Source organism: Methyloceanibacter methanicus (assembly GCF_001723285.1).
Lineage (GTDB): Bacteria > Pseudomonadota > Alphaproteobacteria > Rhizobiales > Methyloligellaceae > Methyloceanibacter > Methyloceanibacter methanicus.
Genome location: NZ_LPWG01000002.1, coordinates 18,393 through 30,863, shown reverse-complemented (window position 1 = coordinate 30,863; position 12,471 = coordinate 18,393). Strand labels below are relative to the sequence as shown.

9 protein-coding genes are annotated in these 12,471 nt (G+C 64.3%); 5 read left to right on the top strand and 4 right to left on the bottom strand.

Translation table 11 applies throughout. The features are described from left to right. Positions 1-161 precede the first annotated feature (161 nt). Together AUC68_RS00740 and sthA are read right to left on the bottom strand one after the other, a co-directional pair. Positions 162-1,253, bottom strand: coding sequence for a DEAD/DEAH box helicase (locus AUC68_RS00740; RefSeq protein WP_342027175.1), 1,092 nt, complete (start codon positions 1,251-1,253; stop codon positions 162-164). A 344-nt stretch (positions 1,254-1,597) separates the two neighbouring features. Further along, positions 1,598-2,989, bottom strand: coding sequence for a Si-specific NAD(P)(+) transhydrogenase (gene sthA / locus AUC68_RS00735; RefSeq protein WP_069435898.1), 1,392 nt, complete (start codon positions 2,987-2,989; stop codon positions 1,598-1,600). A 386-nt stretch (positions 2,990-3,375) separates the two neighbouring features. Here sthA and AUC68_RS00730 point away from each other — a divergent pair, with 386 nt between their 5' ends. The 4 genes from AUC68_RS00730 (at position 3,376) to AUC68_RS00720 (ending at position 9,367) form a co-directional block, all read left to right on the top strand. Next, a complete protein-coding gene (locus tag AUC68_RS00730) occupies positions 3,376-6,615 on the top strand; it encodes an AMP-binding protein (protein WP_158008188.1) in 3,240 nt (1,079 codons plus the stop codon). 118 nt (positions 6,616-6,733) lie between these two features. After that, positions 6,734-6,856: a hypothetical protein gene (locus tag AUC68_RS18035; protein ID WP_280138493.1), complete on the top strand. Its 123-nt coding sequence runs from the start codon at positions 6,734-6,736 to the stop codon at positions 6,854-6,856. 153 nt (positions 6,857-7,009) lie between these two features. Beyond that, positions 7,010-7,828, top strand: a complete 819-nt coding sequence (locus AUC68_RS00725) for a glutathione S-transferase family protein (RefSeq protein ID WP_342027170.1) — start codon at positions 7,010-7,012, stop codon at positions 7,826-7,828. A 48-nt stretch (positions 7,829-7,876) separates the two neighbouring features. Then, complete coding sequence (locus AUC68_RS00720; RefSeq protein ID WP_069435897.1) at positions 7,877-9,367, top strand: MFS transporter; 1,491 nt, start codon at positions 7,877-7,879, stop codon at positions 9,365-9,367. Positions 9,368-9,370: 3 nt separating this feature from the next. On the opposite strand, the gene ppk2 is transcribed toward AUC68_RS00720, so the two are convergent. Both ppk2 and AUC68_RS00710 read right to left on the bottom strand, forming a co-directional pair. Continuing rightward, positions 9,371-10,276 (bottom strand): polyphosphate kinase 2, encoded by a 906-nt coding sequence (ppk2, locus tag AUC68_RS00715; protein WP_083240309.1) that lies wholly within the window; start codon positions 10,274-10,276, stop codon positions 9,371-9,373. A gap of 215 nt (positions 10,277-10,491) precedes the next feature. Further along, on the bottom strand, positions 10,492-10,938 hold the full coding sequence (locus tag AUC68_RS00710; protein ID WP_069436093.1) for a DUF3617 domain-containing protein: 447 nt from the start codon (positions 10,936-10,938) through the stop codon (positions 10,492-10,494). A 241-nt stretch (positions 10,939-11,179) separates the two neighbouring features. Here AUC68_RS00710 and AUC68_RS00705 point away from each other — a divergent pair, with 241 nt between their 5' ends. Beyond that, complete coding sequence (locus tag AUC68_RS00705; protein ID WP_069435895.1) at positions 11,180-12,463, top strand: MFS transporter; 1,284 nt, start codon at positions 11,180-11,182, stop codon at positions 12,461-12,463. The last annotated feature ends 8 nt before the right edge of the window (positions 12,464-12,471 follow it).

Genomic DNA, 12,471 nt, shown 5'->3' with positions numbered 1-12,471 from the left:
CGGCCTGCGGCGCTTGCCCCGCGCCGGTTTGCCGCTCGCAGATTTGGCCGCACCGAAACCTTGGCCTTGGCCCCCGCGCCGGTGCGGGTTCGGCCGCCGGACCGGCTTGTCTTCGCGCCCCCCGGTCGGGAGCGTCCCGCTCGCGACGGGGATGTCGAACTTCATGAGCCTTTGAACTTGGCGCAAGAGTCCGACCTCTTCGGGCGCGCAGAAGGCGATCGCCTCGCCCTCGCGGCCCGCACGCGCGGTCGGCCGATGCGGTGCACGTAGCTGTCGGGCACTTCGGGCAGGTCGTAGTTGATGACGTAGGCCACGCCCTTGATGTCGATGCCGCGCGAGGCGACATCGGTCGCCACGAGAACCGTCACGCGGCCCTCGCGGAACGCCTTGATGGCGCGGTCGCGCTGGCCTTGGGTCTTGTTGCCGTGGATGGAGGCCGCGTTGTAGCCGTCGGCGATCAAGCCCTTCGACAGCTTCTCGGCCCCATGCTTGGTGCGCGCGAAGACGAGCGTCGTGGCGTCGAGGTCGCTGGAGAGGATGTCGCGCAGCTTGGCGGGCTTCTCCGACTTTTCGAGAAAGTGCACCGATTGGGTAATCTTGTCGGCGACCTTGCCGGGCGGCGCCACCTGCACGCGCTTGGGATCGGTGAGGTACGAGCGGCTCAGCTCTTCCATTTGTTTGGGCATCGTGGCCGAGAACAGCATGGTCTGCCGGGGCGTCCCCAGCCGGGGCGCGATCTTCCGGAGCGCATGGATGAAACCGAGGTCGAGCATCTGATCGGCCTCGTCCAGCACGAGCTGCCGCACGGTGCTGAGGTCGACCGCCCTACGGTCCATCAAGTCGATGAGACGGCCGGGCGTCGCCACGAGGATGTCGGTGCCGCGGCCCAGCATCTTGATCTGGTTGTGGATCGAGGCGCCGCCGACCACGGTCGTCACATGCAGTTTCGTCTTGGCCGTGAGACCGCGCAGATTGTCGGCGATCTGATTCACGAGCTCGCGTGTCGGCGCCAGAATAAGGGCCTTGGCGGTTTTCGGCGCGGGCCGGCCGGGCGCGGCCAGCAGGTGCTCGATCAGCGGCAGGCCGAAGGCGAGCGTCTTGCCCGTGCCCGTCTGGGCGAGGCCGAGAATGTCATGGCCTTCCAGCGCCAGCGGGATCGCCTGGTCCTGGATGGGTGTGGGTTTGGTAAATCCGGCGCGGGACAGCGCCTCGTTCAAAGCCGGCGCGAGGCCGAGCGTTTCAAAGTCTAGCAATTCGAATCCTTTATTGCCGCGACCGGCCGTGAATGGCCGCGCGGAAGTGTTGCGTGGCCGCGCGCGAGCGCGACGAACGAGGGTGCTGCAAAACCTCGGCGCAACCGGGCGTCGTGCCCTTGCGCGGTCTTGCATGGAGAACCCTGCGTGATGGGGAACTGGTCAGAGGAATGTGTGCTGCTGAGCCCGAACTGTCGGGCGCGGCTGATTCACGCGGCAGCGCAGCGGTGCCCTCGACGTGGGGCACGGCGCCCGAATTGTCAAGCACTTAGAGTGTCACCCCCCCCCCCCGCGCGCGATGGCGCAACGGGCTCCGAAAGCACGGGCCGGTCCGTCGTGGACGGTCAGGTCTGGCTCATGCGGTTCCACGCATCGAGTCCGGCCACCTTGTAGGCTTCGGCGAGGGTCGGATAGTTGAACGTGTTCTCCACGAAGAAGTCGACGGTCCCTTTCAGATTGATCACGGCCTGGCCGATATGGATCAGCTCGGTCGCCCCTTCGCCGATAATGTGCGCGCCGAGCAGCCTGCGCGTATCCAGGGCGAAGATGAGCTTCAGGAACCCCTTGTCGACGCCCATGATGTGGCCGCGCGAGGTCTCCCGGAACCGCGCGACGCCGCATTCGTAAGGCGTACCGCTGGTCCGCACCTCTTCCTCCGACTGGCCGACGGTGGAAATTTCCGGCACGGCGTAGATCCCGTAGGGAAACGCTTCGGGCGGCGGCGGCGCGGGCATGCCGAAGGCGTGGCACGCGGCCAGGCGCCCTTGTTCCATCGAGGTCGAGGCGAGGCTCGGAAAGCCGATCACGTCGCCCGCGGCGTAGATGTTGGGGACGGCGCTCTGAAACGTCTCCGGATTGACCTTCAGCCTCCCGCGCTTGTCGGCCTCGAGCCCGACAGCGGCGAGGTTCAGGCTTTCTATGTTGCCGGAACGCCCCGCGGCGAACAGGACGAACTCCGACGTGACCTTGCGCCCGTCATTGAGCGAGATGGCGACCCGATGATCGCTGAGCGCAATATCCTTCACCGCCGCACCCAGCCGGACGATCATCCCGCGGTCGCGCATCTGGTGGATGAAGTCCTCGACCACTTCCTTGTCGAGAAAGTCGAGGATGGTGTCGCGCCCCTCGATCAGAGTGACGGGCACGTCCAGCGCCGAGAAGATGGTCGCGTATTCGACGCCGATCACGCCGCCGCCGATCACGGTCAGCGAACGCGGCAGGTGCTCGATCTCCAAAATGTCGTCGCTGTCGTAGACCCGCTTGCCGTCGAAGGGCACGTGGCTCGGACGAAAGGGCCGGGTGCCGACCGCGATCACGGCCTTGTCGAAACCCACCGTCCAGGTTTCCTCGGCCTCGGTCGTCAGCTCGACCTCGTTGGGGCCGACGAAGCGCGCGCCTGCGAGGGCGAAGTCGACCATGTTGCGCATGAACTGGTGCTCGAGAACTTCGACTTCGTGGTCGAGCGTCTTGTAGAGGCGCTCCGTGAGATCGACCGCGCTGATGTCTTGCTTCACCCGATAAGAGCGTCCGTAAAAGCCGCGTTCGCGCCAGCCGCTGAGATTCAACACGGTCTCGCGCAAGGTCTTCGACGGGATCGTGCCGGTGTGTACCGAGACGCCGCCCAGCCGCCGCCCCCGATCGACCACCAGGACGGACTTTCCGAACTTCGCGGACTGAACGGCCGCGCGCCGCCCGGCAGGCCCGCTGCCGATCACCAACATATCCACCTTGTCCATGTTCCCCCCGGATTTTTCGTTGCGTCGGACGCAAAGCCCAGTGCTGGCACATGCAAGTTTCGTACAAATGACGGGCGCAAGAGAAACGGCGGAAGCCCATGCGTTGCCTGCGAAACGCGGCGCCCGGCGCGCGCTCAGGGGGCCGGTTTTGCTTGCAAAAAAGGCACCCGTCCCCTATTTGCCCAGGGTCGGATCGGCCGGGGGGCTCTCCTGAATATTGGCTCGCAAGAGGCGCTTCCCGTGGGCCGGTCGCGCGTTGCGGAGTTGTGGGTGGAAAGCCGCCGTCGCCGGCTTGTCGTTGCATCGAAGCGCACCGTGCATGGGGTGCGGCGCGCCTAAACATGAGGGTGTGTTCCCGTTCATCCGGCGCGCGAACAGCAAAGACCGTGAACATCAATATCGCCCCGACCGTCAACATCAATTCCATCTTGCGAGATTGGGTCGAGCGCCAGCCGGCGCGCCGATTGTTCGCCTTTGTCGATTCCCGGGGCGAGACCCTCGAGGACTACAGCTATTCAGGTTTCGCCGCCCGCGTGGACACGCTGGCGTCCGTTCTGGCCCGGACGGACGGTCTGTCGCCGGGCGAGCGGGTCGTTCTGTCCTACCAGCCCGGTCTCGAATTGGTGGCGGCGCTCTTCGCCTGTTCGAAAGTGGGGCTCATTCCCATTCCGACGCCACCCCTCAGCGCTTTCGACTTCGTGGCGTGGGTCGGGCGGATCGACCACATCGTCAACGATAGCGGCGCGGTGGCATGGCTCGCGTGCGGGCGCACACGAGACCTGTTTGCCGAGGGTGCACAGCGCCACGCCGACCCGATGCCGCGCGAGGCCGTCGAGCGGCTCGAGGAGCTTCCGGTCATCGAGACCACGGGCATCGAGACCGATCCCGATGCAACCGCGCCGGAACGACCTCATCCGATCGCTTTTCTCCAATATACGTCCGGCTCGACCAGCAATCCCAAAGGGGTCTGCGTTTCACACCAGAACCTGATCGCGAACTGCCGCGCCGTGGTCGACTACGATAATCAGGTCGCGGTGACCTGGCTGCCGCAGCATCACGACATGGGGCTGATCGGCTACTACATCTACGCGGTGCTCTCCGGGGGAACCACGTGGGGCCTGTCGCCGCGGTCCTTCATGCAGAACCCGTCGGTCTGGCTGGAACTGCTGACCCGGCACAAGGCGACCGCCACGTCGGTCCCGAACTTCGCGTTGGAACTCTGCCTCAAGGAGCGGCACGTGCCACCGGCGGAGATCGAGCGCTACGACCTCTCGTCGCTGCGGATGCTGATGGTCGCGGCCGAGCCCGTCTCGCCGGAGACCTTCGAGGCGTTCCGGAGAAAGTTCGCACGCTGCGGTCTTGCGGACGAGGCCTTGTTTGCCGCCTACGGCCTCGCGGAATTCACGCTCGCCGTCTCGAGCCGCGGCCGCCGGTCGCTCTCCGTCGATCGCCGCAGTCTCGCGCAAGGCCAGGCGTCCCTCGTGACCGAGACGAGCGGGGTGAGTCACGCGCTGCCGCTCATGAGTTGCGGGCGTGCGCTCGGCGATACGGATATTCGCATCGTGGATCCCGACACCGGTATCGAGGTGCCGGCCGGACGAACGGGCGAAATCTGGTGCGCGGGCGCCGGCCGCGCCATGGGCTATTGGCGAAAACCCGAGGAGACCCGCGAGGTCTTCGACGCGCGCCTCGGCGATGCGCCCGGCGTGCAAGAGCCGTTCTTGCGGACCGGCGATATCGGCTTCATGCATGAAGGCGAGCTGTTCGTATGCGGACGCCTCAAGGATATGATCATCGTCCGTGGACAGAATATCTATCCGGAGGACATCGAGGCGCTGGCGCTGCAGGTCTATCCGGAGCTGCGCCGGAACGGCGTCGTGGCCTTCTCCTCCGGCGGCGGGGCCGAGATGGACATCACCCTCGTGGCCGAGATCGCGCGCGGCAAAGAGATGCCCGACGAAATCGAGATCGTGAGGGTCATTCGCGAAGGTTTGCAGGTTCCCGTGGCGCGTGTCGTGTTCGTGCCGCCGCGTTCGGTCGCCCGCACGAGTTCCGGCAAGGTGCGCCGCGCCCGCACCCGCGAGCTGTTGGAGACGGGACAACTCCCCATCCTGGTCGATACGCGTCACGCCATGACGGCGGTCAGTGCCGACGGAAAGTCCGACGTCTACGAGTTGGAACTCCTGAAGGACCGCTACGGCATCACGGGCGAGGAGGACTACACGCTGTTCGACGCGGGCATCGACTCGCTCGACCTTGTCGTATTCCTGAACTGGATCAAGGATTCGCTCACCGATCGCAACGCGCCGGAACTGGCCGAGCGGGTCAATCCGCGCCTCTTATCGTCGATATCCATCCGCGACCTGTTCGCGCTCGTGCGCCAATTCGTGAGCGCTCCGGCGGCGGCCACCCGCGCCATGGCGGAGTTCTTCGCCCATGCGTATGAGGCTCGGGTCGCCGCCGAAAAGGAGAAGATGCTGGCCGACCGGAGCTACAAGGCCGTCGACCGCCGCGTGGCCACGCCGCCCTGTCAGAAGCTCGGGACACTGCTCACAGGCGGGACGGGCTTTCTCGGCCCGTTCCTGATCGCGGCCCTGCTGAAGCAAACGGACGAGGACCTGCATGTGCTGGCGCGCGGCCGCGACGGTCGGCACGCACGGGCGCGTCTGGACAAGGCGTTTTTCGAGAACATCGTCGATCCCGAAAGCCGCAAGGCCTACGAGGCGCGGGTTCACGTGGTCCTCGGGGACCTGGAGGCGCCGCGCCTCGGCCTCGATGAGGAGGCCTGGCGCCGGCTCGCCGATGGCGTGGAGACCGTCTACCACAACGGCGCGCTGGTGAATTACCTGCTGACCTACGATCACATGCGCGCCGCCAACGTGTTGGGCACATCCGAAGTGCTCGATCTCTGCTTCACCGGGCGCGACAAGGTGCTGAACTACATCTCGACCACCTTCATCTTCGGCTGGGCGGTCAAGGACTTCCTCTACGAGAGCGACAACAATGACGGCATGGACCGTCTCGATTTCGGCTACAGCCAAACCAAATGGGCGGCCGAACAGAAAGTGTTCCAGGCCATGCAACAGGGCTTGCGCGCGCGAGTGTTCCGGCCCTCGCTGGTGACGCCCGCGCTGAACGGCAATGGGGGCAATCTCGATATCGCGCTCCGTTTGCTCAGTTTCATCGTCAAGCACGGGCTCGGGGTGACTGCAGGCAACCAGGTAAGCTTCATGCCGGCCGACATCTCCGCCGACAACATGATCGCGATCGCATGCCAGGAGGAGACCTTGGGTCAGACTTTCCATGTGGTGCGGGACGCGCATGAGACCATGCCGATGATCACCGACATCATCGCGCAGCGCCTCGGTACCTGCTTCGAGATGTACGATCTGACGAGTTTCGTGCCGCAGGTCATCCGGCGCTGCACGCGGGCCGATCCGCTCTACCCGCTTCTCGACTTCCTCGTCGGCTCCGTCGACAACATCTCGCGGATGGAGTTCAAGCGTTACGAGAGCAGCAACTACCAACTTGCCCGCGACCGCGTGTTGGCCACCCGTGCCGATCCGCCGCTGGACGTGGTCGTCGACGGCATCCTGCGCTTCTTGAAAGTCCGGAACCTGCTCTAAGCGGGGCGTGGCCCCGCAACCATGCGGGACCACCGAATGGCGCGGCCGTTACATGCGTGTCTTCAGGCCCGGCTATGCTGCGCGCGGTTTCAGTTAAGCTAGCTGATCGGCGGTTCCCATGGAAACAGGACTCATCAACCCACTCAATTTCGCAGCGGCAACGGCAGTGCTTCTGTCCGTCATGTTCGTGGTCGTGTTCCCATTCGTACTGGATCTCGCCTTCCGTGCGCCCCTCGCCTAGTCGGGTCGAGATTCACGATGGAACGGGGACCCCGGATCGTCTCCGTGTTACCCTTCTGGTCGATATCGGCGGTCGACGCATCGCCACGGCGCTGCCACCGTCAGGCTAGGCCTACGCGGCCATTGCTTGCCGCAGAGCACAGGGAGAAGCCCCATGATCACGCTGTACAGCTTCGGTCCCGCCTTCGGGTTGCCGGACATGAGTCCGTTCGTGACCAAAGCCGAGATGCTGCTTAAGCTCGCCGGGCTCGACTACCGTATGGATACCAGCGGTTTCAGCAAGGCGCCGAAGGGCAAGCTCCCCTATATCGACGACGATGGGGAGATCGTCGCGGACTCGACCTTCATCCGCCGCCATATCGAGCGGAAATACGGGATCGACTTCGACAAGGGTCTGGATTCCGAGCAGCGTGCGATCGCTTGGGCCTTTGAACGGATGTTCGAGGACCACGTCTATTGGGCCTTTCTCCATGCGCGCTGGGTGGACGATGCGAACTTCAACCGCGGTCCACGCGTCTATTTCGACCGCCTGCCGATCCCCATGCGCTTCATCGTGCCACGGGTCGCGCGCCGCCAGCTCAAGGCGCAGATCATGGGCCACGGCATCGGCCGCCATACCGATGCGGAGATCGTTGAGCTCGGAACGCGATCGCTCGATGCGGCGGCGGATTTTCTCGGCCGCAAGACCTACATGATGGGCACGGAGCCGAGCGGACTGGACGCGACGGCGTTTGCGTTTCTGGCCGGGGCGCTGTGCCCCTCTTCGAAACGCCGCTCCTCGCGGCGGCCGAGCGCCACGACAACGTCAAGGCCTATGTGGGCCGCATGGCCGAACGCTTCTATCCGGACTACGCCGAAATGCGCCAATGGGCGGCTTAGGCCGCAAGCACACACCCCTCCGTATTCGGATGAATGGATTCGCATTCGTCTGACTCGCTGGCCGATGAGCCTCGGCCGCTGTCACACGCCTTGAACGTTGCTGATCTAGGCTCCAATGCCGATCGCTCGCAGAGGGGCAGTGATGGACCAGGCAGTCATCGCGGAAAAGATCCAGGCCGGCCAAGCGCGTACGGTCCAGGACTATATCGACGAAACGCCATTCTGGGCCGATGGTACGGACGTGCCCGACGGTCCCATAAGCGGCATGCAGTGGCGGATCTGGTGGCTTTCGATCGCCGGCAAGTTCTTCGAGGGCTTGGTCGTGTTCATGACCGGCGTCGCACTCCCGCTGCTGGCCAAGGAGTTCAGCCTCACCGCTGCCCAGCACGGCATGGTCGGCGCGGCGACGCTGTTCGGTATTCTGATCGGGGCGAGCGCCCTCGGTGCCATGGCCGATTATTTCGGCCGTAAGCCGATGTTCATCTTCGAGATCGGGCTGTTCACCCTGTTCCTCGTGCTCATTGTCCTTTCGCCCGGATTCACGTGGTTCATCGTCTGCCTCTTCGGGCTTGGGCTCGCGCTCGGCTGCGACTATCCGACGGCCCATGTGATGATTTCCGAAAGCACGCCCTCGCGCGTTCGCGGACGGCTCGTGCTCGGGGCATTCGGGTTCCAGGCGGCGGGGGCGCTCGCCGGGACCGCGGTCGGCTATTTCGCGTTGAGCCTCGATCCGGATCTCGGCGCCTGGCGCTGGATGTACGGCGCTGCCATCCTCCCGGCGCTGCTGGTTCTGATCGGCCGCTTCTCCGTGACGGAGAGTCCCCATTGGCTCGCCGAGACAGGCCAGCGCCAAAGGGCCGAGCACGAGCTCAAACGGCTTCTCGAGCGGCACCCGCCCTATCCGCCGGCGTTCACATTGCCGCCGGCGAAGACGGAGTCGGAGGCGAAGAAAGGGTCCGGCTACGGTGTCTTGTTCAAGAAGAGAACCCGCCGCGCCCTCGTGCTGGCTTCGGTCCCGTGGTTCCTTCAGGATCTTGGCACCTACGGCATCGGCATCTTCACGCCGACGATCCTCGCCGCGTCTTTGGGGCACAAACGCGAACATGCCCAGAGCGTCGCCGATCTCGTCAACAACGATCTGCTCGCCGCAAAGGGCGCGGCCATGATCGACGTCCTGCTTCTTCTGGGCATCGCGGCCGCCATCTTGCTGTCGGACAAGGTCGGCCGGATCCGGCTTCAGGTCGTCGGCTTTATCGGCTGTGCGGTCGGCCTCTTCATTGCGGCCCAATCGGCCGGGTTCGATGGCCCAATGAAGCTCGTTCTGATCTTCGCAGGCTTCATGCTGTTCAACTTCATGACCAATCTCGGGCCGAACGCGCAGACGTATCTGATCGCGGGCGAAGTGTTCCCGACCAAGGTCCGGGCCAAGGGCGCCGGGTTCGCCGCGTCCTTCGCCAAGATCGGCGCGTGCACGACGGCGTTTCTCTTCCCGATCCTGCTTGCCGATATCGGGACCCAGGCGCTTCTCTACGGGCTCGTCGCCACCTCGCTTCTGGGCGCGGCGATGACCTGGATGTTCCGGATCGAGACCAAGGGGGTGAAGCTCGACACCGTCGGTGTCGAGCTGGAGTAGCGCCTAGAAATAGTCGGGCACGAAAGTCTGGTCTTCGAGCGGCGGCCGCACATAGTCGCCGGCCTTCGGGCGCGGCGGCAGCGACGGCGGCGTCGGGGTCAGATCGCCGTATTCGATCTGGCTCAGCAGGTGCGTGATGCAGTTCAGCCGCGCGAGCTTCTTGTTGTCCGCTTTGACCACGTACCAGGGCGCCTGTTTGATATCGGTGTGCGCGAACATGTTGTCCTTGGCGCGGGAATACTCGACCCAGCGCGAGCGCGACTCCACGTCCATCGGGCTGAGTTTCCAGCTTCTGGTGCGGTCGGTCATGCGCTTCTGGAAGCGCCGCTCCTGTTCCGCGTCGCTGACGGAGAACCAGTATTTGATCAGAATGATGCCAGAGCGGACCAGCATTCGCTCAAATTCCGGGCAACTGCGCAGGAACTCCTGATACTCGGTGTCCGAGCAGAACCCCATGACGCGTTCGACGCCGGCGCGGTTGTACCAGCTGCGGTCAAACAGGACCATCTCGCCGGCTGCGGGCAGATGCGGCACGTAGCGCTGGAAGTACCAGGACGTCTTCTCACGCTCCGTCGGGGTGCCGAGCGCGACGACGCGGCAGAGGCGTGGATTGAGGCTTTCGGTTATCCGCTTGATAACGCCACCTTTTCCGGCTGCGTCGCGGCCTTCGAAGATCACCACCACGCGGAGCTTCTCGGCTTTGATCCACTCCTGCATCTTCACCAGCTCGATCTGGAGCTTGGCGAGTTCCTTCTCGTAGAGGTCGTTCTTGATCTTCCGGGTTTTCGCCTTCACATCGCCGACGGTAAGATCGGCGTCGGCAAGTTCCTCATCGGATAAATGCTTGGCGGCATGGCCATTTTTCTTGTTCTTCTTGTCTTTCTTGGGCTTTTTCTCCTCATTCGGCATCGCGTCCATGGCTATTCCCTCTCGTTCCGGCTCCGAGGCCCTGCGAAACCCGAACTCTCGGAGGCGACCATCTTGCCGGGCCCGCGAGAGGCGGCTTCAGCCGCCGTCACCGCAACCCATGAACAGATTTACGCTGCAACAAAAGTGCCATAGAGCGTCTCGGGCCGGTTTGCCCGCCGGTCTGGCCGTGCCGACGCGCCCTCAGGCGGGGCGCCTCATTGCCCGTCCGCCGTCATGTCGGGTGGGCAGTCGGGGCCGAGATATTTTCCGTCGATGTTCACGCCCATTCTGCTGATCGCGCCGATGGGCGGATCGAAGGTCGTCTTCAGCGTCCCGTGGTAGCGGGTCTCGAAATCGCCCGTGAACGTGGAACTGATGATCTGCTTCCCGTTCGTCCCTGAGCATTCGATGGTAACGATCACCCCTTCGTTCAAGGGCGTGAGTTTGGGTTCCGTGCAGTCGGCCCCCTCGGGACGGATGATATCGTCGTTCTCGCCAACGCAGACCTTCCGCGTCGTCATGCCGGACACGGGCGCAACGGTCGTGATCTCCCAAAGGCCGGCCTTGCGCTGAGGGGCGGTGTCGCCTGCCGCCGCCGCCGCGGAAAGGACGGCCGCACTTAAGGTTGCGGTGATGGTCAAAGATCGTGTCGGGAACTTCATGGGCGTCCTCCATGCCGGATGATTGGTTTTTCTCTTGTCGGTGTCGTTGCAGAGATCGGCGCTTCCGCCAACGGAGGGACAGCGGAGCACCAGACAAAAATGCACTGGCGATAATCCCGAATAAGCCCGGGAAGATTGTCCCGGCGGTGCGTTTGGCACGTGCGGCGAATCTTCGCTTGCCTCAAGGGTCGGGTTTGGCCCAATCCTGCAGCCGGACGTGATACGGGAATGTCGGATGACAATGGAGACGCATCAGGCGCCCCAGGTGCCGGGGACAGCGAACGGGACAGCGAACGGCGAGGCGCAGAAAACGGCTGTGACCGTGCTGGCGGCGATCAGCGTCTGCCACATGCTGAACGACGTCATTCAGTCGTTGATCCTTGCGATCTATCCGATGCTGAAGACGTCGCTTGCGCTCGATTTCGCGCAGATCGGCTTCATCACCTTCACCTTCCAGGCGACGGCGTCCGTGCTGCAGCCCTTCGTCGGCTATGTCACCGACCGCTATCCGACGCCCTATTCGCTCGTCGCCGGCATGGGCTCGTCCCTGGCCGGGCTGCTCCTGATTGCGTATGCGACGACGTATTCAACGGTTCTTGTCGCCGCCGCGCTGATCGGCATGGGCTCGTCCGTCTTTCATCCCGAGTCCTCGCGCGTGGCCCGGCTGGCGTCAGGCGGCCGGCACGGCACCGCCCAAGCGGTGTTTCAGGTCGGCGGGAATTTCGGCACCGCGCTCGGGCCGCTGCTGGCGGCGTTCATCGTCCTGCCCTACGGGCAGGGCTCCATCGCCTGGTTTTCGCTGGTGGCTCTTGTCGGCATGGTGATGCTGGCCGGCGTCGGCGCCTGGTACGGCAAGGCCCTGAAGTTTCGGCCGATTTCCAGTGCCGAAGAGCGCGCGGCGATTGCCGCGCTCGGAAAGCGCAAGGTGGCAAAGGCCATCCTCATCCTGGTGACACTCACCTTTTCCAAGCACTTCTATCTGGCGTCGATCGCAAGCTTCTACATCTTCTATCTGGTCCACACGTTCGACCTGTCGGTGCAGACGGCGCAACTCTATCTGTTTCTCTTTCTGGGAGCGGTCGCGGCGGGCACGGTCATCGGCGGCCCGATCGGCGACCGCATCGGACGGCGCCGCGTCATCTGGTGGTCGATCTTCGGCGTGTTGCCCTTCACCCTGGCGCTTCCCCATGTGGGGCTTGCCGCCACCGCTGTCCTGAGCGTAATCATCGGCTTGATCCTCGCATCCGCCCATCCGGCGATCATCGTGTATGCGCAAAGCCTGTTGCCAGGCCGAGTGGGGATGGTCGCCGGGTTGTTTTTCGGACTGGCCTTCGGGATCGCCGGCATTGGCGCCGCGCTCCTCGGCCGGCTCGCCGACGCGACGAGCATCACGTTCGTCTACAACGTGTGTGCGTTTCTTCCCGCGATCGGTCTACTTGCGGCCTTCCTGCCGGAAATGTCGACACCAAGCCCGGCACCTGCGGAGGAGAAGGACCCGCTTCCAGCGAACTCCCGCCAAACTTGACAAGTCAA

What these genes read in the sequence shown, in the direction of transcription:
- sthA (WP_069435898.1), bottom strand. Translation starts at nt 2,989, where the DNA reads ATGGACAAGGTGGATATGTTGGTGATCGGCAGCGGGCCTGCCGGGCGG.
- AUC68_RS18035 (WP_280138493.1), top strand. Translation starts at nt 6,734, where the DNA reads ATGGAAACAGGACTCATCAACCCACTCAATTTCGCAGCGGCAACGGCA.
- AUC68_RS00725 (WP_342027170.1), top strand. Translation starts at nt 7,010, where the DNA reads ATGATCACGCTGTACAGCTTCGGTCCCGCCTTCGGGTTGCCGGACATG.
- AUC68_RS00720 (WP_069435897.1), top strand. Translation starts at nt 7,877, where the DNA reads ATGGACCAGGCAGTCATCGCGGAAAAGATCCAGGCCGGCCAAGCGCGT.
- ppk2 (WP_083240309.1), bottom strand. Translation starts at nt 10,276, where the DNA reads ATGCCGAATGAGGAGAAAAAGCCCAAGAAAGACAAGAAGAACAAGAAA.
- AUC68_RS00710 (WP_069436093.1), bottom strand. Translation starts at nt 10,938, where the DNA reads ATGAAGTTCCCGACACGATCTTTGACCATCACCGCAACCTTAAGTGCG.
- AUC68_RS00705 (WP_069435895.1), top strand. Translation starts at nt 11,180, where the DNA reads ATGGAGACGCATCAGGCGCCCCAGGTGCCGGGGACAGCGAACGGGACA.